At 71.7% G+C, this 20,876-nt stretch carries 21 protein-coding genes, 1 pseudogene and 1 riboswitch; of the genes and pseudogenes, 15 read left to right on the plus strand and 7 right to left on the minus strand.

Translation table 11 applies throughout. From position 1 onward, the window contains the following. Positions 1-79: 79 nt before the first annotated feature. Complete coding sequence (locus ACGFNH_RS04755) at positions 80-394, minus strand: type II toxin-antitoxin system Phd/YefM family antitoxin (protein ID WP_393651577.1); 315 nt, start codon at positions 392-394, stop codon at positions 80-82. 80 nt (positions 395-474) lie between these two features. Between ACGFNH_RS04755 and ACGFNH_RS04760 the strand changes: the two genes are divergently transcribed. The 3 genes and pseudogenes from ACGFNH_RS04760 to ACGFNH_RS04770 all read left to right on the plus strand — a co-directional run. Then, positions 475-1,113 (plus strand): ATP-dependent Clp protease proteolytic subunit, encoded by a 639-nt coding sequence (locus ACGFNH_RS04760; protein WP_393651578.1) that lies wholly within the window; start codon positions 475-477, stop codon positions 1,111-1,113. 5 nt (positions 1,114-1,118) lie between these two features. After that, positions 1,119-1,427: a hypothetical protein gene (locus ACGFNH_RS04765; RefSeq protein WP_393651579.1), complete on the plus strand. Its 309-nt coding sequence runs from the start codon at positions 1,119-1,121 to the stop codon at positions 1,425-1,427. A gap of 303 nt (positions 1,428-1,730) precedes the next feature. Beyond that, positions 1,731-1,928, plus strand: a riboswitch (cyclic di-AMP (ydaO/yuaA leader). Between the two features lie 494 nt (positions 1,929-2,422). After that, positions 2,423-2,770, plus strand: a pseudogene (locus tag ACGFNH_RS04770) (C40 family peptidase); the annotation flags it as partial. 192 nt (positions 2,771-2,962) lie between these two features. On the opposite strand, the gene ACGFNH_RS04775 reads toward ACGFNH_RS04770, so the two are convergent. Further along, positions 2,963-3,391, minus strand: coding sequence for an ATP-binding protein (locus tag ACGFNH_RS04775; RefSeq protein ID WP_393651580.1), 429 nt, complete (start codon positions 3,389-3,391; stop codon positions 2,963-2,965). A gap of 267 nt (positions 3,392-3,658) precedes the next feature. Between ACGFNH_RS04775 and ACGFNH_RS04780 the strand changes: the two genes are divergently transcribed. Both ACGFNH_RS04780 and ACGFNH_RS04785 read left to right on the plus strand, forming a co-directional pair. Beyond that, positions 3,659-4,582 (plus strand): helix-turn-helix domain-containing protein, encoded by a 924-nt coding sequence (locus ACGFNH_RS04780; RefSeq protein ID WP_393651581.1) that lies wholly within the window; start codon positions 3,659-3,661, stop codon positions 4,580-4,582. Next, entirely contained in the window at positions 4,527-4,826 is a 300-nt protein-coding gene (locus ACGFNH_RS04785) for a DUF397 domain-containing protein (protein WP_393651582.1), read from the plus strand. The genes ACGFNH_RS04780 and ACGFNH_RS04785 overlap by 56 nt, the downstream gene beginning before the upstream one ends. A gap of 39 nt (positions 4,827-4,865) precedes the next feature. On the opposite strand, the gene ACGFNH_RS04790 is transcribed toward ACGFNH_RS04785, so the two are convergent. Next, on the minus strand, positions 4,866-6,008 hold the full coding sequence (locus ACGFNH_RS04790; RefSeq protein ID WP_393651583.1) for an 8-amino-7-oxononanoate synthase: 1,143 nt from the start codon (positions 6,006-6,008) through the stop codon (positions 4,866-4,868). 175 nt (positions 6,009-6,183) lie between these two features. Between ACGFNH_RS04790 and bioB the strand changes: the two genes are divergently transcribed. The 3 genes from bioB to bioD all read left to right on the plus strand — a co-directional run bounded on the left by bioB (position 6,184) and on the right by bioD (position 9,664). Further along, on the plus strand, positions 6,184-7,431 hold the full coding sequence (gene bioB / locus ACGFNH_RS04795) for a biotin synthase BioB (RefSeq protein ID WP_393651584.1): 1,248 nt from the start codon (positions 6,184-6,186) through the stop codon (positions 7,429-7,431). Further along, complete coding sequence (locus ACGFNH_RS04800; RefSeq protein WP_393651585.1) at positions 7,424-8,824, plus strand: adenosylmethionine--8-amino-7-oxononanoate transaminase; 1,401 nt, start codon at positions 7,424-7,426, stop codon at positions 8,822-8,824. The genes bioB and ACGFNH_RS04800 overlap by 8 nt, the downstream gene beginning before the upstream one ends. 102 nt (positions 8,825-8,926) lie before the next feature. Continuing rightward, the gene (gene bioD, locus ACGFNH_RS04805; protein WP_393651586.1) at positions 8,927-9,664 is read left to right on the plus strand and encodes a dethiobiotin synthase; all 738 of its coding nucleotides are present in this window, start codon (positions 8,927-8,929) and stop codon (positions 9,662-9,664) included. Between the two features lie 58 nt (positions 9,665-9,722). Here the strand turns inward: bioD and ACGFNH_RS04810 are convergent, their stop codons facing one another. Further along, on the minus strand, positions 9,723-10,223 hold the full coding sequence (locus ACGFNH_RS04810) for a universal stress protein (RefSeq protein ID WP_393651587.1): 501 nt from the start codon (positions 10,221-10,223) through the stop codon (positions 9,723-9,725). A 5-nt stretch (positions 10,224-10,228) separates the two neighbouring features. Continuing rightward, positions 10,229-11,581: an SLC13 family permease gene (locus tag ACGFNH_RS04815; protein ID WP_393651588.1), complete on the minus strand. Its 1,353-nt coding sequence runs from the start codon at positions 11,579-11,581 to the stop codon at positions 10,229-10,231. A gap of 134 nt (positions 11,582-11,715) precedes the next feature. Between ACGFNH_RS04815 and ACGFNH_RS04820 the strand changes: the two genes are divergently transcribed. Further along, positions 11,716-12,387: a class I SAM-dependent methyltransferase gene (locus ACGFNH_RS04820; RefSeq protein WP_393651589.1), complete on the plus strand. Its 672-nt coding sequence runs from the start codon at positions 11,716-11,718 to the stop codon at positions 12,385-12,387. A gap of 60 nt (positions 12,388-12,447) precedes the next feature. On the opposite strand, the gene ACGFNH_RS04825 is transcribed toward ACGFNH_RS04820, so the two are convergent. Then, positions 12,448-12,819 (minus strand): fic family toxin-antitoxin system, toxin component, encoded by a 372-nt coding sequence (locus tag ACGFNH_RS04825; RefSeq protein WP_393651590.1) that lies wholly within the window; start codon positions 12,817-12,819, stop codon positions 12,448-12,450. Next, positions 12,816-13,040 (minus strand): antitoxin, encoded by a 225-nt coding sequence (locus ACGFNH_RS04830; protein WP_393651591.1) that lies wholly within the window; start codon positions 13,038-13,040, stop codon positions 12,816-12,818. The genes ACGFNH_RS04825 and ACGFNH_RS04830 overlap by 4 nt, the downstream gene beginning before the upstream one ends. A gap of 226 nt (positions 13,041-13,266) precedes the next feature. On the opposite strand from ACGFNH_RS04830, the gene ACGFNH_RS04835 reads away from it, so the two are divergent. From ACGFNH_RS04835 to ACGFNH_RS04860, 6 genes are all read left to right on the plus strand, one after another. Continuing rightward, entirely contained in the window at positions 13,267-14,067 is an 801-nt protein-coding gene (locus ACGFNH_RS04835) for an ABC transporter ATP-binding protein (protein ID WP_393651592.1), read from the plus strand. A gap of 6 nt (positions 14,068-14,073) precedes the next feature. Beyond that, positions 14,074-16,644 carry an ABC transporter permease gene (locus ACGFNH_RS04840; protein ID WP_393651593.1) on the plus strand — a complete coding sequence of 857 codons (2,571 nt, stop codon included), beginning with the start codon at positions 14,074-14,076 and terminating at the stop codon, positions 16,642-16,644. A 162-nt stretch (positions 16,645-16,806) separates the two neighbouring features. Next, a complete protein-coding gene (locus tag ACGFNH_RS04845) occupies positions 16,807-17,703 on the plus strand; it encodes an LLM class F420-dependent oxidoreductase (RefSeq protein WP_393651594.1) in 897 nt (298 codons plus the stop codon). A gap of 70 nt (positions 17,704-17,773) precedes the next feature. Beyond that, positions 17,774-18,199, plus strand: coding sequence for a GNAT family N-acetyltransferase (locus ACGFNH_RS04850; RefSeq protein ID WP_393651595.1), 426 nt, complete (start codon positions 17,774-17,776; stop codon positions 18,197-18,199). A gap of 223 nt (positions 18,200-18,422) precedes the next feature. After that, entirely contained in the window at positions 18,423-19,769 is a 1,347-nt protein-coding gene (locus ACGFNH_RS04855; RefSeq protein ID WP_393651596.1) for a hemolysin family protein, read from the plus strand. Further along, positions 19,766-20,782 (plus strand): hemolysin family protein, encoded by a 1,017-nt coding sequence (locus ACGFNH_RS04860; RefSeq protein ID WP_393651597.1) that lies wholly within the window; start codon positions 19,766-19,768, stop codon positions 20,780-20,782. The genes ACGFNH_RS04855 and ACGFNH_RS04860 overlap by 4 nt, the downstream gene beginning before the upstream one ends. Positions 20,783-20,876: the final 94 nt, after the last annotated feature.

The raw sequence follows: 20,876 nt of genomic DNA on the forward strand, positions 1-20,876 counted from the left end.
CATCCGCTGTAGCGGACGGGTGGCGTACGGCCTTCACCATCCCTCCGCCGGGGCACGGCTCATCCCCCGTACGGCATCCTCAGCGCTCCGTTCGCCCCGGGCGGCGGTCGTCGGCACCCGGGTCGCGGTGTTCGGCCGCGATGCCGAAGCGGCGACGTTCGCTCGCGGCGGACGCGCCCGTCCGGACCGCCGAGACGGTACTGATCACCTGCTCGTCCGCGGCCTCGGCCCCGGGGTCGGGCTCCTCGAGTCGCTGCAGGTCAGCGGCGGACACCAGCGCGACGAGGGGCTTGCCGTGACGCGTGACGACCACCCTTTCCCCGCCATAGACGACGCGGTTGATCAGGTCGGCCAGCTCGGCGCGTGCTTGCGTCACCGGAATCTCGTACGCCATGCTCCCCATCATAACGGCCTGTACGTCCTGTACATTTTTTACAGAGACTTCGCGGCCGCCCGAGGGATGAGGTGTCGCTGATGGACCGCCCGACCACTCGCTCCGCCCTGCCGGAGTTCACGGATCGCACCAGCTCCGGGACCCGCACGACGGATCCGTACTCCAAGCTCCTCGAGGAGCGCATCGTCTTTCTGGGCACACGGATCGACGACGCTTCGGCCAACGACGTGGCGGCACAGCTCATGCACCTCGAACACTCCGCCCCCGACCGGGACATCTCGCTCTACCTCAACTCCCCCGGCGGCTCGATGACCGCGATGTCCGTGGTCTACGACACGATGCGGTTCGTGAGTTGCGACATCGAGACCGTGTGCCTGGGCCGGGCCGACTCCGCGGCCGCGGTGCTGCTGGCCGCCGGAACTCCCGGCAAGCGCCTGATGCTGCCCGGCTCCCGCGTGCTCATCCATCAGCCGGCCCTGCCGGAGCCCGTCGAGGGCCGGGTGAGCGACCTGGAGCTCCAGGCCGCGGAGTTGCTGCGCATGCGGGCGATGCTGGAGGAGTTGCTCGTACGGCACACGGGCCGGCCACCCGAGCGGATCGCCGCCGACATCGAGCGCGACACCGTCTTCGATGCCGAAGCGGCCCTGAGTCACGGGCTCGCGGACCGCATCGTGCAGCACCGCAAGGGGACGCCCGGCCTCCCGGCCGGCGGGCGGTGATCGGCGTGCTGCCACCCGAACTGCCTCCGCTGCCCGCCCTGACGCGCGCCGAGTGCGATCTGGTGGACCGTTACCTGGAGGTACTCGATCTGCTGGGCCGCATCAACCCGGCCCGCTCCTGCGACACGTACGGCGGGCTGCGCGCCGCACAGGCCCTGGTCGGCAGGGCGGCGGCACTGCGGGACGCGCTGACTCTGATGCACGAGCGCGGGGAGAGTTCGATCCACGCCGCGACTCTGGCGCGCGCGTTGCGGGTGCTTGACGGAGAGCGGCGGGTGGGGCGCCTCACCCTCCCTCCGGAAGCGGAGAGTTGACGACCCGTCGCCCGGAACGGCGGCTCGGTACGGCCGAACGTGTACGCCCGATCGACGTACCGTCAGCTCCGTACGAGACATTGATCGACTTGCGATCGGACGACGGAGGGGAGTGCGGTGCACACCGCCCCTCGCCTGGTACGGGGCCTGCCGAGGAACCGGATCCGGCAGCGGGAAAACCCTCTGGACCGCTAAATGCGTCAAATGTGACTAAGGTCCAAAGTGGCCGTTTCGATCGGAAATCTTCCGGTTCTTGCGTGACGATCCGTTAGACGACAAGCCCCCGCCATCGCGGTGGGGCGGTCCGTGCGGACGCCGAGTCCTGCCGCCGCACGGATGCCCGGTCGACACGAGTGGATCGGCAGGAGTGGAGGACCCGAGCAGTCCGGGGCGCCGGGAGTACCGGCCGCTCCTTGGGGTGAAGCCGCTGCGGCGGCCGGGCATTCTTCGCCTGCCCGAACCCGACAGGTCACCCTTCACAGGCGGCTGACGAAGGGGTGCGCATGACCGCGCATGCACAAGTCCCGTCCCTCCTCGGCCGGGCCGGCGCCGCTTCGGCGCTCACCCTGGCAGCCGTCGGCGGCGCGCTCCTGGCGCCGGGCTCCGCCGGGAAGGCGTACGCAAGTCCACCGCCCGGCCCGGACTCGTCCCAGATCCGGAGCGACACGGCCGGGGCAGGAGTGTCCGGAATCGAGCAGCAGATTTCCGGCACGGATCCGTTCTCCGACACGGACGACGAGTCGTCCCTCAGCGGCTCAGGGGGCGGAAGACCACCCGAATCCCTGCCGGGCATGCCCGGCATCAGACCCGACGGAGCGCCGCCTTCCGCAGAGCCGGACGAGGGGGGAGCACCGCAGCAACAGTCCCATCCGCCCCGGAAGGAACCGTCGAAGCCGGACCGGTCCGACCAGGGCGGACAGGGCGGGAAGCAGGCGGCGCACCGCCCCGAAGCACCGAAGGCGGAGAAGCCCGCCAAGGCTCGGCAACCGCAGCAGCTCGGGACACGGGCCCTCAACGTCGCCCACTCCAAGCGGGGCGCCCCCTACCGCTACGGTGCCACCGGCCCGGGGAGCTTCGACTGTTCGGGCCTGACCGTCTACGCGTACAAGTCCGTGGGCAAGAGCCTGCCGCGGACGGCGTCGGCGCAGTACAACTCGACCCGCCGCATCCCGGCCTCCAGCCGCCGCCCCGGCGATCTCGTCTTCTTCGGCGCCGGACGCGGGGTCTACCACGTAGGTATCTACGCGGGTGACGGGAAGGTCGTGCACTCGCCCAAGGCCGGTTCGGTGGTGAGAGTCGATCCGATCTGGTCGAACGACGTCGCCTACGGCCGGGTGGACTGAGGCCCCCTCGCACGGCTCGGTGCGCACACATCCGTGCGCACCGGGCCGCCGCGGTCCTGACGACCACGGCATCCGGCCGCGTACGGGACCAAGGCACCCGAGGGATCCGGTCGAGTACGGAGGGCCGGTCAGTACGGGAGCCGGCCGGGTACGGGCCGACAGGGACCGGAACCGGCCAACTGCGCTCGCCCGTCAGGGAGTCGGGACCGGCCAGGGAAGCGCGATCCAAACGGTCTTGCCGCCCTCCGCCGTCGGCGTGACGGAGAGCCTGCCACCGGACTCGGCCGTGAGGCTGCGGATGATCACCATCCCCCGGCCGTTGTCCTGCTGCACTGCGGCGGGCAGCCGCCTCGGTCTTCGCGGATGGCTGTCGGTGACACCGATGCGCAGTTGCTCGTCGCGATCGAGCCGGATGTCCACGGTGAAGGTGGGCGACTGGCCGAGCGTGTGCACCACGGCGTTGGTGGCGAGTTCGGACACGATGAGGCGCACGGTGTCGGCGCACTCCGCGCCCTCCGGCAGCCCCCACTCGGCGAGGACGGTGCTGACGTACCGGCGGGCCGCCGTGACGGAGGCGGGGTCGCTCGGGTAGGTGATGGATGCTTCATGATGGTCTGCCATCGCGGACGCGGTCCCTTTCCCGCCGAGGCCCGGGGTCCGACGCGTTGTACGCATACGGAGACGACGTCGGAGCCGCCCTCCGGCGACCCCTTCGGCCAGAGTGCCACCGATGTGCCCGGTGCGGGGGGCGATCGACCGCGATGTGCATATATCTGTCCCTCGATGCGGTGAACTCTTCGCCGGAAACCCGCATTTGGGCTCACACTGACGCACGGGCGGGCGCGCGACGCCGCCCGCCAGCGGCACCGGAGGGAGCGCGAGGAGCCCATGCAGCACGGTCCGGCGGTGCGCCGCCGCAAGCTCGGCGAAGAGCTGCGGCGCCAGCGCGACATCGCCGGTCTGACGAGCGGCGAGGCCGCTCGCCTGGCCGGCTGGCACCAGTCGAAGGTGAGCCGGATCGAGACGGGGCGCAGCGGCGTCAAGTCCGAGGACGTGACCCGTCTGCTGGATGTGTACGGGGTGACGGATCCGGAGCTGCGCTCACTGCTCGCGGCTCTGGCCAACTCCGATGCCAATGGCGGGCAGCGCGCGTGGTGGCACGCCTATCGCGAGCTTCTGCCCTCCGCCTACCGGGACTTCATCAGTCTGGAGGCGGAGGCCGAACGCGCCCGGACGCTGGAGACGCTGGTCGTGCCGGGACTGCTCCAGACGCCCCGCTACGCCCGTGCCGTGACGCGCGCCGCGCTCGCGTCGCTGCCGGCCCGGCGCATCGACGAGCTGGTGGACGTACGGATCGCGCGACAGGACGTGCTGCGGGCGAACCCTCCGCTGGAGCTCCACGCGGTGCTGGACGAGGCGGTGTTGCGGCGGGAGGTCGAGTCTCCCGAGGTGATGGCGGAGCAGCTGGAACATCTGGTGGAGGTCGGTTCGCTGCCCCAAGTCCGGCTCCAGGTGCTGCCGTTCACGCACGGCTTGCACATCGGCGTGACGGGGCCTTTCGTTATTTTCTCATTTCCGGTCAGTTCTGATCTGGATGTGGTCGTTCTCGACCACTTGACGAGTAGCCTCTACCTCGAACGGAAAGAGGATCTCAGGGCGTACAGCGAGGCATTCGACACGCTGCGGGGGCGCGCCCTCCCGTGTGACGACTCGTTGGCCTTCATCGCCGCCATCGGCGATCCCCTGAGGAGGCGCAGTGCCCACCCCCCACGAACAGCCCACCCCCCACACCCCGTACATACCCTCCAGTGACCGCCTGCCCGGCCTGAACTGGCGCCGCAGCAGCCGCAGCACCGGCATGAACAACTGCGTGGAGACGGCCGTTATCGGCACGGCCACCGGAATGGGATACTCCGGGAGTTCCGGCCGGTCCCGGGTCCGCGTGGCCGTACGCGACTCCAAGGACACGGCCGGACCCGCGCTCCTCTTCTCCCCCGCCGCATGGCGGATGTTCGTACGGGACGTCCGGGCCGGGTGGTTCGACATCCGGACCTGACCGCGCCCCAGAGGCGGCACCGGCGGCCGGGACGACTCGTCAGGCCGCCGGTGCCGCCGCGACGATCACCGCGACCGCGTCCTCGATCTGCGTGTCCGTGAGGTCGGCGCGGGCGGTCAGCCGCAGTCGCGAGATGCCGTCGGGCACGGACGGCGGGCGGAAGCAGCCCACCACCAGCCCCGCGGCGCGGCAGTCGGCGGCCCAGCGGACCGCCGCATCCGGAGAGGGGGCCCGCACCGAGACCACGGACGCGTCCGGGCGGACGGCGGTCAGCCTTGCCTCCGTGAGCCGGCGATGCACTTCGGAGGCGACCGTACGGGCACGCGCCGCACGCTCGGGCTCACGGGCCAGCAGCCGCAGGCTCGCGAGCGCCGCGCCCGCCGCGGCCGGAGCGAGCCCGGTGTCGAAGATGAACGTCCGGGCCGTGTTGACCAGATGCTCGATCACCCGCGCCGGGCCGAGGACGGCACCGCCCTGGCTGCCCAGGGATTTCGAGAGGGTGACGGTGGCGACGACATCCGGGGCGCCAGCGAGCCCGGTCGCGTACAGCGCACCCCGCCCGCCGTCGCCGAGCACGCCCAGCCCGTGGGCGTCGTCGACGAGCAGCGCCGCTCCGTGCGTACGGCACGCGGCGGCCAATTCCCGCAGCGGCGCCGCGTCCCCGTCGACCGAGAAGATCGAATCGGTGACGGCCACTGCCCTTCCGTCGTGCCCGTCCAGCGACTTGGCCACGGCGCCCGGGTCGGCGTGCGGTACGACGGCGGTCTCGGCACGCGAGAGCCGGCAGCCGTCGATGAGCGAGGCGTGGTTCGCCGCGTCGGAGACGACGAGGGTGTCCCGGCCGCTGAGCGCGGTGACGGCGGCGAGGTTGGCGGCATAGCCCGAGGAGAGGACGAGAGCGGCCTCGAATCCGCAGAAGGCCGCCAGCTCGCTCTCCAGCTCGGCGTGCAGCTCGGTGGTGCCGGTGACCAGACGCGAACCGGTGGAACCCGCGCCCCAGCGCCGGGCGGCATGGGCGGCGGCGCTGGTGACCTCGGGATGGCGGGACAGACCCAGGTAGTCGTTGCTCGCCAGATCGAGAAGCGGCGAGTCGGCGGCGCGCGGACGCAGGGCGCGTACGAGCCCGGCACGGCGGCGCGCCTGCGCCTGCTCGTCGATCCAGTCGAACGGGTCGTGGGGCATCGGGCCGTCCCTCGCGTCGGTCACAGAAGCCCGGGCGGTCCCGGGATGAGGCTGCGTCCCAAACCGTAATGGGCGGGCGGACCGGTCATGGTGTGGCAATACACACACCTCATTCGGGGCCTGTTGTGCGGTCCCTCCTTGGCCGGGAGCCGTGCCGTAGGCGAGGATCAGCGCCATGGAGCTGCTGAACACGCTGGTGGACAAGGGGCTGCGACGAGAGCTGCCCACCCGGGACGAGGCCCTCGCCGTGCTGGCCACATCGGACGACGACCTGCTCGATGTGGTGGCGGCCGCCGGGAAGGTGCGCCGTCAGTGGTTCGGGCGGCGGGTGAAGCTCAACTACCTCGTCAACCTCAAGTCCGGCCTGTGCCCGGAGGACTGCTCGTACTGTTCCCAGCGGCTCGGTTCGAAGGCCGAGATCCTCAAGTACACCTGGCTGAAGCCGGACGAGGCCGCGGCCGCGGCGGGCGCGGGTGTCGCGGGCGGCGCCAAGCGCGTGTGCCTGGTCGCCAGCGGGCGCGGTCCGACCGACCGTGACGTGGACCGGGTGTCGAAGACGATCGAGGCCATCAAGGAGCAGAACGAGGGCATCGAGGTGTGCGCCTGCCTGGGGCTGCTCTCCGACGGGCAGGCCGGCCGGCTGCGCGACGCGGGTGCCGACGCGTACAACCACAACCTCAACACCTCGGAAGCCACATACGGGGACATCACGACCACCCACACCTACGCGGACCGCGTCTCGACCGTGCAGCAGGCACAGGCCGCCGGGCTGTCCGCCTGCTCCGGGCTGATCGCCGGCATGGGCGAGACGGACGAGGACCTGGTGGACGTGGTCTACGCGCTGCGCGACCTCGACCCCGACTCGGTACCGGTGAACTTCCTCATCCCCTTCGAGGGCACACCGCTGGCCGAGGAGTGGAACCTCACCCCGCAGCGGGCCCTGCGCATCCTGGCGATGGTGCGGTTCGTCTGCCCGGACGTCGAGGTACGGCTCGCGGGCGGGCGCGAGGTGCATCTGCGCTCGCTGCAGCCGCTGGCGCTGCACCTCGTCAACTCGATCTTCCTCGGCGACTACCTGACGAGTGAGGGCCAGGCGGGCAAGGCCGACCTCGACATGATCGCGGACGCGGGCTTCGAGGTGGAGGGCGCGGGATCGACGACGCTTCCCCAGCACCGGGTGGACGCCCTTGCGCAGTCCCTGGCGGAGGCCGGTGGCGGGTGTGGTTCGCACGGCGGAGGCGGTTGTGGTTCGCATGGCGGAGGCGGCTGCGGGCCGTGCGGTGACGGCGAAGGGACGGCGCCCGAGCAGGCCCCGGAGCGTGCGCCCGAGCAGGCGACGGCGGCTGCGGCCGGGTCGGCCCGTGCGGACCTCGTGACGGTGCGCCGCCGCGGCGCGGGCACGGACGTCGCCCCCAATGCGTGAGCATCCCGCGGGCGGGACCCCGGCGACGGGATCCGCAGGAGACGCGGCCGGCGCGGGGTCCGCGGACCCCGCGCTCGCGGACGTTCCAGCGCCCCGGCCGCTGACCACCGGCGAGGTGCTGGCCCTCGACCGGCAGCACGTGTGGCACCCCTACGGCCCGATGCCGGGGCGTCAGGAGCCGCTGGTCGTCGCGTCCGCGTCGGGCGTACGGCTGCGGCTTGCCGAACCGGCCGAGGGCCGCACCGAGCTGGTCGACGGCATGGCGTCGTGGTGGTCGGCGATCCACGGCTACAACCACCCCGTCCTCAACGAGGCCGCGCACGCGCAGCTCGGGCGGATGAGCCATGTGATGTTCGGTGGGCTCACGCACGAGCCCGCCGTGCGGCTCGCCGCACGGCTCGTGGAGATCACGCCCGAGCCGCTGCAGCACGTCTTCCTCGCCGACTCCGGCTCGGTGTCCGTCGAGGTCGCGGTCAAGATGTGCCTGCAGTACTGGCGGTCCGCGGGCAAGCCCGCCAAGCAGCGGCTGCTGACCTGGCGCGGCGGCTACCACGGCGACACCTGGCAGCCGATGGCCGTGTGCGACCCGGACGGCGGGATGCACCGGCTCTGGTCCGGAGTCCTGCCGCAGCAGATCTTCGCCGACGCGCCACCGGCCGGTTTCGAGGCCGAGCCGGACGAGGCGTACGCGGCGCATCTGCGGGAGCTGATCGGGCGTCACGCCGATGAGCTGGCCGCGGTCATCGTCGAGCCGGTGGTCCAGGGCGCGGGCGGCATGCGCTTCCACTCCCCCGGCTATCTGCGGGTGCTGCGGGAGGCGTGCGACGAGCACGACGTCCTGCTCGTCCTGGACGAGATCGCGACCGGCTTCGGACGTACCGGCGCACTGTTCGCGGCCGAGCACGCCGGGATCTCGCCCGATGTGATGTGCCTGGGCAAGGCCCTCACCGGTGGCTATCTGACGATGGCGGCGACCCTGTGCACCTCGCGGGTGGCCGACGGGATCTCGCGCGGCGAGGTCCCCGTACTGGCCCACGGCCCGACCTTCATGGGCAATCCGCTGGCCGCGGCCGTCTCCGAGGCCTCGATCGATCTGCTGCTGGGCCACGACTGGCAGCAGGAGGTGAAGCGGATCGAGGCGGGTCTGCGGGACGGTCTGGCGGAGGCGCTGGAGATGCCGGGCGTCCGGGACGTCCGCGTGCTGGGCGCGATCGGTGTCGTCCAGCTCGACCACGAGGCGGACATGGAGGCGGCGACGCGGGCCGCGGTGCGCGAGGGAGTCTGGCTGCGGCCGTTCCGCGACCTGCTCTACACGATGCCGCCGTACATCACCGGTGACGACGACGTGGCCGGGATCTGCGCGGCGGTACGGGCGGCGGCTGCGGCGGGCTGACCACGGCTCCGGGACGTCCAGGCGTCCAGGCGTCCAGGCGTCCAGGCGTCCAGGCGTCCAGGCGTCCAGGGCACGGTAACGACGAAAGGCACACGAGCGGTCATGACGGTTCTCGTCATCACGGGGACGGGCACGGAGATCGGCAAGACGGTCACCACCGCGGCGGTGGCGGCTCTCGCGGCCCGCCAGGGCCGGTCGGTGGCCGTGCTCAAACCCGCGCAGACAGGCGTGGCCGAGGGCGAGCCGGGGGACGCGGCGGAGGTCGCACGGCTCGCCGGACAGGTGACGACATCCGAACTCGCCCGGTTTCCCGAGCCGTTGGCGCCCGATACCGCGGCCCGGCGTGCGGGGCTGGCCCCTGTGGGCCCGCGGGCGGTGGCCGAGGCGGCGGAGAAGCTGGACGCCGACCACGACCTGGTCCTGGTCGAGGGCGCGGGCGGACTGCTCGTACGGTTCGACGATGAGGGCGGCACGCTGGCCGACGCGGCCCGGCTTCTGGGCGCCCCCGTTCTGGTCGTGGCTCAGGCCGGCCTCGGCACGCTCAACGTCACGACGCTGACGGCGGAGGCGCTGCGGGCACGGCAGTTGGAGTGCGCGGGCGTGGTGATCGGGAGCTGGCCCGCGGCACCGGGCCTGGCGGATTGCTGCAACCTCGCCGACCTTCCGGCCGCGGCGGGCGCTCCGTTGCTCGGGGCGATCCCGGAGGGGGCGGGGGCTCTCTCCCCCACCGACTTCCGCGCGGCCGCGGGTTCATGGCTGGCGCCGCGACTGGGCGGCGCGTGGGACGCGTTGGCGTTCACGGCTCGGGCGGCGGCGGACACGGGAACCCACCAGCCGTAGCCCCCCAACGCGCACGCCTTGCCCACCTCGTACACGGCCTCGTACGCGTCTCCGCGCGCTACCGGTCGTGGGGTGGGTGCGGGGGCGGGGGCGGGATCGTGTCGACTCCCGGGGCGGGCTCCGGCCAGACCAGCAGGACCGGGCACGGCGCATGATCCACGATGAAGCGGCTCGCCGGACCGAGGCTGTGCGGCCCCAGATGGGACCTGTCGCCGTCGCGGGCGAGGATGAGCAATTCGGCGTCCTCGGCGGCCGCGACCACCTCGCGTTCGACGCGGCCGGTGCGTTCGAGCCGGGTGCAGGGGCGGCCGATGCGGTCCGCCGCCGCGGTGAGCAGGTCTTCGGCAGAGGCTGCGGCGAGGTGTTCCAGCCGGGTGCCGGGGTCGCGTTCGGGATGCCCTCGGCCGAGCAGCCCCGCGTACGCCCCGTGCCCGGCGCCCGCGACGTCCGGGTCGGTCACGTGCAGCAGGACGGGATCAGCGCCTTCGGGCGTATGCGTACGCGCCGCGTCGACGCACGCGGGCCAGGTGCCTTCGACGATCCAGGCGATGACGTTCACGGGGATCAGCCTCCGATGACGTGCAGCGACGCCCACAGTGCCACGACCGCGGCGACCAGCGCAGCAGGAACGGCCCGCAGACCGAGCCGGGTGAACTCGCCCAGGCCGATGTCCGTCTCGTGCTCGCGGACGATCCGGCGCCAGAGGAGTGTGGCCAGGGATCCGGTGTAGGTGAGGTTGGGCCCGATGTTCACCCCGACGAGCACGGCGAGTACGGCGCCGGGACCGGACGGAACGGCCAGGGGCACCAGTACCAGGACGGCCGGCAGGTTGTTGATGACGTTCGCCAGGACGGCGGCGAGCACGGCGATGCCGAGGAGCGCCGGCAGCCCGGTGCCCTCGGGGATCAGATACCCGAGCGCGTCCGCGAGCCCGTTGTCGACGACGGCCCGCACCACGATCCCGAGGGCGACGACGAACGCGAGGAACGGCACCGCGGCGGACCGTACGAGCGCGACCAGGGTGGTACGCCGCCGGATCAGCGCCCGTACGGCGAGCACACCGGCCCCGGCCGCCGCCGCCCACGCCGGGTCCACCGAGAGCGCCGAGGCGAGCACGAACCCGGCCAGGGTGCACACCACGGTGACGAGCGCGAACACCGGGACCTCGGGCTCCCCGGTGACGGCCGCCGCTTGCGCCCCGGCGTCCAGGTCGGTGGCGAAGAATCGCCGGAAGACCAGGTACTCGACCCCGATCGCGGCCAGCCAGGGCAGGGTCATCAGCGCCGCGAAGCGGGTGAAGCTCAGCCCGCTCGCGGCGAAGGCGAGCAGGTTGGTCAGATTGGACACGGGCAGGAGCAGCGAGGCCGTGTTGGACAGATGCGTACAGGCGTAGACATGCGGTTTGGGACGTGCGCCGAGCCGCGTGGCGGTCGCGAAGACCACCGGGGTCAGCAGCACGACCGTGGCATCCAGGCTGAGCACCGCCGTGATGACGGAGGCGGCCACGAAGACCTGGGCCAGCAGACGGTGCGACCGTCCCGCGGCCGTACGGGCCATCCAGGCGCCGCAGGCGCGGAACAGGCCCTCGTCGTCGCACAGTTGGGCCAGCACGAGGACGGCCGCCAGGAAGCCGATCACCGGACCCAGCTGCTCCGCCTCGGCACGGGCATGGTCCGTCGACACGGCTCCCGTGGCGATCACCAGGAGCGCGGCGGGCACGGCGACGACCGCCTCCGACCTGCCCCAGGGGCGTACGACCGCCCAGGCCAGGACGGACAGCAGGAGTGCGGCGGAGAGTGCCTCGGCGAGCGGCGCGTTCAGGGTCGGTCGGGCCTTTCCGGGCGGGGAGGTCTGAGTGGACGACGGGCTGAGTGGACGGCGGCCCGAGTGGACGGCGGGGTCCATCCTCGCGGACACACTTCCGGTGGACGCACTTCTGCGGGACGGAGGTGTGGCGCGCACGGTGGAAAGCGGCCTCCCACGGGGGAGAATCTCCCTGTCCCGCACACCGGAGGACGAGGCCCGCACACCGGAGGACGAGGGGTGACGCCATGGCGCCGCGCAGCAGCAGGGCTCCGAAGGACGCCGTGCACCATCCGCTGTTCGCCCGCTTCTACGCCCGGCTGAGCACCGCCGCCGAGACACGGGCGGGAATCGGCGCCCACCGTGCCGAGTTGCTCGCCGGGGTGTCCGGGCGTGTGATCGAGATCGGCGCGGGGAACGGGCTGAACTTCTCCCACTACCCGGGGCAGGTCTCCGAAGTCGTGGCCATCGAACCCGAACGGAACCTGCGGCGGATGGCGGCTACGGCCGCGCTGCGCGCCGAGGTGCCGGTCGACGTCGTACCGGGTGCGGCGGAGGCGCTGCCGGTGAAAAGCGAGGCGTTCGACGCCGCTGTCACGTCACTGGTGCTGTGCAGCGTGCGGGACCTGCCGCGCTCGCTCAGGGAGATCCACCGCGTGCTGCGGCCGGGCGGCGAGCTGCGGTTCTACGAGCATGGGCGCGCCGAGGGACGGGCGATGGCAATGACCCAGCAGGCCCTGGACCGTACGGTGTGGCCGCTGCTCTTCGGCGGCTGCCACACGGGCCGGGACACGCTGGCCGCACTGGAGGAGGCCGGGTTCGAGATCGGTCCGTACCGGCGGTTGCGAGTCCCGGAGCAGGGGCCGCGGCTGCCGTCCTCCTCGCATGTCCTGGGCGTCGCCCGCCGGCCCGCGGACTAGGCGGTCGCTGGGGGACAGCACGGGACCGCACCGGCACACCGGTCCCCCGGCTCACGGCCCCTACAGACTCCAGGTGCGAAGTTCGTCGGCGATGGCCCGGACGTCCGCCCCGCCATCGTTGACCAGACGTGCGAGATCCCGGACCTGCTCGGGCGAGGTGGTCACCTTGACCCCGCTGGCCACGAGATAGGCGTAGGCGACGGCGGAGGCGAACATCGCGTTCGAGCGCTCCAGCGCCGGTACGTGCAGCAGCAGTTGCAGCAGCGAGGCCGCGCGGTCCTGCGGGTCTGTGTAGACAGGGACGCCGAATATCTCCGCCTCGTGCCGGCTGACGGCCGCGACGAGCGCGCCCCAGTCGGTGACCGGAGGGTCACCCGGAGTGTGCTGTTCGGCGATCATGAGGAGCCAGGAGAGGTCGATGCGCAGGCTCAACGGTTCTTCTGCTCCTCGCCGAACTCCTCAGCGAACACATGCTCGTACTGCTTCATGAAGTCGGAGGCGGCTTCCACGAACGTGTGCCCGGCTTCGCCCGCGTCCTGGCGGACCAGCTCTTCGATGTACCGGTTCATACTGAGGCCCCGCTGGAGCGCTCGCTGTCTCGCGGTCTCGGCGGTCGATTCGTCCACGCGGACGTTCAACTGTGTTTTCGCCACCCCATCAAGCTAGCGCTCCTCCGCTAGCACCCGCAAGGGCGCGCGGGCCGAACCGGTGGGAGCCGGGGCACGAGCGCCGGGGCACACGGCGCACGGGATGCATCCGCAGAGCCGCACCGCCGTACGGAAGGGACCGCAGACCGTACCGAAGGGGGATGCCGGTCCGTGGCTCACCGCTTTACCCTCGGTCACAGACGCTCGGTAAGCGCGGCCCAGGGAGGCGGCCTTGTCCACACCCGCGACACAGAAGGCATTCGGCGTGGCGGAGGGGACGGAGATCGCCGCCCGCGCCTCGGCACTGACCAAGGCCTACGGCTCCGGCGAGACCACCGTCCTCGCCCTCGACTCGGTCGACGTGGCACTGGCCCGCCGCCGTTTCACCGCCGTCATGGGCCCCTCCGGCTCCGGCAAGTCCACGCTCATGCACTGCCTGGCCGGTCTCGACACGGTCTCGGCGGGTCAGGTGTGGCTGGGCGACAGCGAGATCACCGGCCTGAGCGAGCGCGAGCTGACCCGGCTGCGCCGCGACCGCATCGGCTTCATGTTCCAGTCGTTCAACCTGCTGCCCACGCTGAACGCGGCGGAGAACATCACGCTGCCGATGGACATCGCGGGCCGGAAGCCCGACCCGGAGTGGCTGGCACGGGTCATCGACACCCTCGGTCTGCGGGACCGGCTGAAGCACCGCCCCGCACAACTCTCCGGAGGCCAGCAGCAGCGTGTGGCCTGCGCCCGCGCGCTGGCGTCCCGCCCCGAGCTGATCTTCGCCGACGAGCCGACCGGCAACCTGGACTCGCGCTCGGGCCTGGAGGTGCTGCGGATCCTGCGCGAGGCGGTGGACGACCTGGGCCAGACCGTGGTCATGGTGACCCACGACCCGGGGGCCGCCGCCCACGCGGATCTGGTGCTGTTCCTCGCGGACGGGCGGATCGTGGACGAGATGCCGCAGCCCACGGCGGAGGCCGTGCTGGAGCGGATGAAGCGCTTCGACGCGATCGGGTCCGCCGGGAAGACCGGGAAGAGCTGAGTCCGGGTGCTCCGGGCCACGCTCCGCAGCTTCTTCGCCCACAAGGGACGGCTGCTGCTGTCCGCCCTTGCCGTGATGTTGTCGGTGGCGTTCGTCGTGGGAAGCCTGATCTTCTCCGACACGGTCAACCGGACCTTCGACCAGCTCTTCGCCTCCACCTCCTCTGATGTGACCGTGGGGCCGCCGTCGGAATTCGACGAGGCGGGCGGGCTGTCCTCGGGGCGGGTGGAGACGATCCCCGCCGACCTGCGCCGGCGCGTGGCCGCGATCCCGGGCGTTGCGGATGCCCAGATCGACGTACGGGTGGAGAACGTCACGCTGGTCGACGCACGCAACAAGCCGGTCGGCCCGACGACCGGCGCCCCCACCATCGCCACCAACTGGAACGACACCGAGCGCAGTCCGGTCGAGCTGACCAGCGGCCATCTCCCGCGCGGCCCCCGCCAGGCCCTCCTCGACGCCGATACGGCCGACCGCGCGGGCATCGGGATCGGCGACACCCTCCGCGTGGTGGCGAGGCCCGGCACCTTCCCGGTCGAGGTCGTCGGGATCATGACCTTCACCACGACCAACCCCGGCGCCGCCCTCCTCGCCCTCGACACCCCGACCGCGCAGACCAAGCTCCTCGGCAAGCCGGGAGCCGCCACCTCGATCATGGCCGACGGCGCCCCGGGGATCGGCGACCAGGTACTGAAGCAGCGCATCGCCGACGCCCTCGGCCCCGGCTACGACCTGACCACGCGCGATGAACGGACGGAGTCCCAGGCAGCCGAACTGGGCGGCTTCCTGGACGTGATCAAGTACGTGATGCTGGGCTTCGCGGGCATCGCCGTCCTCGTCGGTGTCTTCCTGATCGTCAACACCTTCTCCATGCTCATCGCGCAACGCACCCGCGAACTCGGCCTGTTGCGCGCCTTGGGCGCCGACCGCCGCCAGGTGCGCCGCTCCGTCCTCGCCGAGGCACTGCTGCTCGGTCTCATCGGCTCGACACTGGGGCTGGTCGCGGGCATCGGGCTCGCCGCGGGGCTCATTTCGCTGATGTCCCTGCTGGGGATGAACCTGGACGCGGCCGAGATGGCGTTCGGTTGGCAGGCCCCGGTCTCGGCCTACGTGGTGGGCGTCGGCGTCACCTTCGTCGCCGCCTATCTGCCCGCGCGGCGCGCCTCCCGCGTTTCCCCCATGGCGGCGCTCGCCGACATCGAAGTGGCGGGCGTGGGGCGACCGTTGCGGATGCGGGCGATCGTGGGGTCGGTGCTCGGGGCGGGCGGGGCGGCGGCGCTGGGGGGCTGTGCACGGGCCACCGAGACCGCGGAGGCCACCCTGCTCCTGCTGGTGGGGCTCGTCCTCACCCTGGTCGCGATGGTCGTGGCGGGCCCACTGCTCGTACGCCCGGTGATCCGCGTCCTGGGCGGGGCCTTCCCGCGGGTGTTCGGCCCGGTGGGCCGGATGAGCCAGCGCAACGCGCTGCGCAACCCGCGCCGTACGGGAGCGACGGCGGCGGCGCTGATGGTCGGACTCGCCCTCGTCACCGGCCTGTCGGTGGCCGGGGAGTCGATGACGAAGTCCTTCGACCAGCAGATCGACCGTCAGCTCGGCTCCGACTTCGTCGTGCAGAACCGCAACTTCACGCCCTTCCCGCAGGAGATCACCGACCGGATGCGGAAGACGGAGGGCGTCGGCACCCTCGTACGGGAGCGGTTCGCGCCGATGCGGCTGACGCTGCCCGACGGGAAGACGGTCCGGACCACCGGCGCGGGCTTCGACCCGGGCCTGGACCGGGTGGTGAACATGGAGTACGCCGCCGGGAACACCGCCTCCGCCCTCGCACCCGGCCGGATCGCCCTGCAGAAGGCATACGCGGACGAGCACCGGATCCGTATCGGCAGCAGGATCGAGACGCAGTTCGCCAACGGGCGGAAGACGACACTGACCGTGGGCGCGCTCACGGACATGGAGACGGGCGAAGGGTTCGGCACCCAGGGCGGCTTCTTCCTGCGGTTGGCGACGCTGGAGAAGTACCTTCCGGGCGCGCAGGACGCCGCGGTGTACGCCAACGCGGCGCCCGGCACCGATCCTCCGCTCCTTCGCGACCGGCTCGAACGCACCCTGGAGCCGTTCCCGCAGGTCCAGGTGCGGGACCAGGCCGACTACAAGGAGCTGGTCCGCGGCCGGATCGCGGTCCTGCTGTATCTGGTCTACGCGCTGCTGGGCCTGGCGATCGTCATCGCGGTGCTGGGGGTCGTCAACACCCTTGCGCTGTCGGTCGTCGAGCGCACCCGCGAGATCGGTCTGCTGCGCGCCATCGGCCTCTCGCGCACCCAACTGCGGCGCATGATCCGGCTGGAGTCGGTGGTCATCGCGGTCTTCGGCGCCGTACTGGGGCTGGCCCTCGGTTTCGCCTGGGGGCTGGCGGTCCAGCAGGTGCTGGCCCTGGAGGCCATGAAGGCGCTGGCGATTCCGTGGCTGACGGTGGCGGCGGTCGTGGCAGGGTCGGTCGTGGTGGGTCTTGCGGCGGCCCTGCTTCCGGCGCTGCGCGCTGCGCGGATGAACGTCCTGGCCGCCATCGCCCATGAATAGGGCCCCTGTTCAGGCCACTGTTCAGGCCTCTGCTCAGGCCTCTGCTCAGGCCTCTGTTCAGGCCTCTGTTCACACCCGGTGAACACATCTTCGACACGATTCCCCGCCAAGCGGAGGTCTGCTCCGATAGCGTCGGACGGGGAGCGAGCGAGGAGGGGTCTCATGGGGCGGGCGTTCCGGTTCGGCGTGAATCTCTACACCTACGGCACGGGCGATGACTTCCGCGCCAAGTGCCGGCGTGCCGAACAGCTGGGCTACGACGTCATCCTGGCCCCGGACCACCTCGGATGGCCGGCCCCGTTCCCCGCGCTGATCGCGGCCGCCGAGGTGACGGAGAAGCCGCGTCTGGGCACCTTCGTGCTCAACGCCGGGTTCTGGAACCCCGCGCTGCTGGCCCGCGAGGTGGCCACCACCGACGTCCTCACCGGCGGCCGTCTCGAACTCGGCCTCGGCACCGGCTATGTGAAGGCCGAGCACGACGCGGCGGGACTGCCGTGGGGTTCACCCGGCGAGCGGGTGGACCATCTGCAGCGCACCGTCACCGAGGTGGAGCGGCTGCTGGCCGACGAGAACCACCTCCCGCGCCCCGCCCAGTCGCCCCGTCCCCCGCTGCTGCTCGGCGGCAACGGCGACCGCGTCCTGCGACTGACCGCCCGGCACGCGGACATCGCCGCCTTCACCGGCGCCACGCAAGCGCCCGGGAAGCCGGACGGCACGCTGCGGCTCCTCTCGCCGGAGGCGCTGGAGGAGCGGGTCGCCGCCTATCGCCGCTTCGCCTCCGAGGCCGGCCGGACGAAGGAGGCCCAGCTCAACCATCTGGTCCAGCGGGTGGCGGTCTGCCGGGACCGCCGTTCCGCCGTGCGCGAACTCGCCCCGCACGCACCGGACTTGTCCGAGGACCAGCTTCTGGGGCATCCGGCGCTGCTCACCGGCTCGGTCAAGGAGATAGCGGAGCAGCTCCGCGAGCACCGGGAGCGGTTCGGCTTCTCGTACATCACCGTGCTGGACCAGTATCTGGAGGTGTTCGGCCCGGTGATCGAAGAGCTCGGCGGCGACTGATCCCATGGCGAGCCTCCCCATACCGGAATCCCGCTCGACCGCCCCGGCGGCCCGGTGATGGGATGTCGGCATGAACGATCTGCGGATACGGTCGGCCACAGCCGCGGACCTGGACTCGGTCCTGGCCTTCTGGACGGAAGCGGCCGAGGGCACCAGCATCAGCGACGACACCGAGGGACTCGCCCGGCTGATCGCCCGCGACCCGGAGGCGCTCCTGCTGGCCGAGCGCGCCGGCGGGCTCGCCGGCACGCTCATCGCCGGGTTCGACGGCTGGCGCTGCCACCTCTACCGCCTCGCTGTGCATCCCGCCCACCGGGAGCAGGGGGTCGCGACGGCGCTGCTGCGCGCCGCGGAGGAGCGGTTCACCGCACTCGGCGGACGGCGCGGCGACGCGATGGTGCTGGACGGGAACGAGCTCGCGCACCACGCGTGGAGCGCAGCCGGATACGCCCCGCAGCCGGAGTGGAGCCGCTGGGTCAAGCCGCTCGCGGGCTGACGCGCCTCACCTGCCGGGCCCTGCGGCTCTGGCACGCTGTCCCTCGCGCCCGGTTGCCCGGCCCCGGACCGCCCTTTGCCCGTCCTTTACCCTGAGTGGTCCCTTCCTCATGACGTGAAAGGTGTGAGCGTCCGCCGATGGGCGAGCCTCCCTGCAGTCCCCGTAGAACAGATCGTTCCGCGGTCCTTCCTCCCCTGCCCGATCATGGATGGGAGGTGTACCGATGACCGAAGTGCTGCTGCTGGTGCTCGCCCTCCTGCTGACGCTTGCCTGCGGCGTCTTCGTGGCGGCCGAGTTCTCGCTGACCACGGTCGAGCGCAGTGTCCTGGAGAAGGCCGCCTCCGAGGGCGAGCGTGGCGCGGACACGGCGCTCAAGGCCGTACGGACCCTCACCTTCCAGCTCTCCGGGGCACAACTCGGCATCACCGTCACCGGCCTGGTCATCGGCATGCTCGCCGAACCGTCGCTCGGCAAGCTGCTCACGGGCCCGTTGGAGGCCGCCGGGATTCCCGGCTCCGCCGCGTCCTCGGCGGCCCTGGTCCTCGGTACGGCCGTCTCGACCGTCATCCTGATGGTGGTCGGCGAACTCGTGCCCAAGAACTGGGCGATCTCCCGACCGCTGTCGGTGGCCCGGCATGTGGCGGGCCCTCAGCACGCGTTCAGTACGGCGTTCCGCCCGCTGATCGGTCATCTCAATTCCACTGCCAACCGCCTGGTGCGCCGCATGGGTCTCGAACCCACCGAGGAACTGGCGTCCGCCCGCGGACCGCAGGAACTGGTCGCGCTCGCACGGCACTCGGCCAAGGAAGGTGCCCTGGAGGGGGACACCGCCGAGCTGTTCGTCCGGATGCTCCGCCTCGCCGAACTGACGGCGGAGAACGTCATGACGCCGCGGGTCCAGGTCGTCGCCCTCGACATACGGACCACGGCGGAGGACATCGCCAACGCCACCCGGGCCACCGGCCTCTCGCGCTTCCCCGTCTACCGCGACAACCTCGACACCGTGATCGGCACCGCCCACATCAAGGACGTCGTGGCCGTTCCGGCCGACCAGCGCGCGTCGCGACCGGTCTCGGAAATCATGCGCGAGCCCGTCCTCGTCCCCGAGTCACTGACCGTGGACCGCCTGCTGGACCGGCTCTCCCCCAAGCACGCCATGGCCGTCGTCATCGACGAGTACGGCGGTACGGCGGGCGTCGTCACTCTGGAGGACATCGTCGAGGAGGTCGTAGGCGAGGTCCGCGACGAGCACGACCCGCTCGAGGTGCCGGACCTGGCGCCCGCGGGCATCGACGCCGACGGGTGGGCGAAGTACGACGCGGACGGCGCGATCCGTACGGATCAGCTCGAGGACATCGGCCTGCACGCGCCCGAGGGGCCGTACGAGACGCTCGCCGGACTGGTGGCCACCGAGCTCGGCCGGATCCCGGAGCAGGGCGACGTCGTGGAGGTGGCCGACTGGCGGATCGAGGTCGTGGACGCGACGGGCCACCGGGCCGCACGAGTGCGGCTGCACCAGCCGCCGGACGCCCCGTCGGGGTCCGGTCACGAGGAAGGCGCCGACCGATGATCCTTCTGCAGCTCTTCATCGGCCTGCTGACGCTGGTCACCAACGCCTTCTTCGTCGGCGCCGAGTTCTCACTGATCTCGGTCCGCCGCAGCCAGGTCGAGCCGCTCGCCGAGCGGGGCGACCGGCGGGCGCGCAGCGCGCTGTGGGGCCTCCAGCACATCACCGTCGTGATGGCCGCGGCCCAGCTCGGCATCACGTTGAGCACGCTGGTGCTCGGTGTCGTCGCGGAACCGGCGATCGCCCATCTGCTGGAGCCGCTGTTCCACGCGGTGGGCCTGCCGGGCGGGCTGATCCACCCCATCTCGTTCGTCATCGCGATCTCCGTGGCGACATATCTGCACATGCTGCTGGGCGAGATGGTGCCGAAGAACGTGGCGCTGGCGGAGCCCGTCCGCGCAGCGCTGCTGCTGGCCCCGCCGATGGTGGCGATGACGCGCGCCGTGCGTCCGGTGATCTTCGCCGTCAACGCCTTCGCGAACTCCCTGCTGAAGCTGTTGCGCGTCCAGCCTCGGGACGAGGTGCCGGCGACGTTCTCGGACGACGAGCTGGCCCGTATGGTGGCCGACTCCAGCCAGGCCGGACTGCTCGACGACCGCGCCACCGAGCGGCTGCGCGACGCCCTGGAGCTGGGCCGCCGGCCCGTACGCCAGGTGGTGGTCCCGGTCGAGCGCGTGGTCACGGCCTCGGTCACGGTGACGCCGGAGGGGCTGGAGCGGCTGTCCGCGGAATCCGGATTCTCGCGGTTCCCCGTGGTCGACGGCGACCAGATCCTGGGCTATCTGCACGTCAAGGACGCACTCGACGTCCGGGCCCGGGACAAGCCGTTCCACGGGAGCGCGCTGCGGCCGATCGCGCGGGTCACCGCGTCGATGCCGCTGGACGACGCCCTGGGCGCGCTGCGGAGCAGTGGCACGCATGTCGCGGTGGTGATCGATGACGACGGCAGGCTGGACGGAATGGTCACCATGGAGGACGTACTGCGGGAACTGGTCGGCAAGGCGCCTTCCGCCTGAGCAGGCCCCTTCCCCGCGGACCGGACATGTTCCCTGCGGAGCGGACATGCGGGCGTACGCGCCGGGACACTCGGTCGTACGGACCCGGGCACCC

Source organism: Streptomyces sp. NPDC048639, assembly GCF_043199075.1.
In the GTDB taxonomy this organism is placed as follows: Bacteria; Actinomycetota; Actinomycetes; order Streptomycetales; family Streptomycetaceae; genus Streptomyces.

Excerpts from the sequence above, each read along its gene's own strand:
- ACGFNH_RS04800 (WP_393651585.1), top strand. The coding sequence starts at position 7,424 with ATGCGTGAGCATCCCGCGGGCGGGACCCCGGCGACGGGATCCGCAGGA.
- ACGFNH_RS04860 (WP_393651597.1), top strand. The coding sequence starts at position 19,766 with ATGATCCTTCTGCAGCTCTTCATCGGCCTGCTGACGCTGGTCACCAAC.
- ACGFNH_RS04780 (WP_393651581.1), top strand. The coding sequence starts at position 3,659 with ATGCAGCACGGTCCGGCGGTGCGCCGCCGCAAGCTCGGCGAAGAGCTG.
- ACGFNH_RS04850 (WP_393651595.1), top strand. The coding sequence starts at position 17,774 with ATGAACGATCTGCGGATACGGTCGGCCACAGCCGCGGACCTGGACTCG.
- bioD (WP_393651586.1), top strand. The coding sequence starts at position 8,927 with ATGACGGTTCTCGTCATCACGGGGACGGGCACGGAGATCGGCAAGACG.
- bioB (WP_393651584.1), top strand. The coding sequence starts at position 6,184 with ATGGAGCTGCTGAACACGCTGGTGGACAAGGGGCTGCGACGAGAGCTG.
- ACGFNH_RS04775 (WP_393651580.1), bottom strand. The coding sequence starts at position 3,391 with ATGGCAGACCATCATGAAGCATCCATCACCTACCCGAGCGACCCCGCC.
- ACGFNH_RS04845 (WP_393651594.1), top strand. The coding sequence starts at position 16,807 with ATGGGGCGGGCGTTCCGGTTCGGCGTGAATCTCTACACCTACGGCACG.
- ACGFNH_RS04755 (WP_393651577.1), bottom strand. The coding sequence starts at position 394 with ATGGCGTACGAGATTCCGGTGACGCAAGCACGCGCCGAGCTGGCCGAC.
- ACGFNH_RS04855 (WP_393651596.1), top strand. The coding sequence starts at position 18,423 with ATGACCGAAGTGCTGCTGCTGGTGCTCGCCCTCCTGCTGACGCTTGCC.
- ACGFNH_RS04820 (WP_393651589.1), top strand. The coding sequence starts at position 11,716 with ATGGCGCCGCGCAGCAGCAGGGCTCCGAAGGACGCCGTGCACCATCCG.
- ACGFNH_RS04790 (WP_393651583.1), bottom strand. The coding sequence starts at position 6,008 with ATGCCCCACGACCCGTTCGACTGGATCGACGAGCAGGCGCAGGCGCGC.
- ACGFNH_RS04760 (WP_393651578.1), top strand. The coding sequence starts at position 475 with ATGGACCGCCCGACCACTCGCTCCGCCCTGCCGGAGTTCACGGATCGC.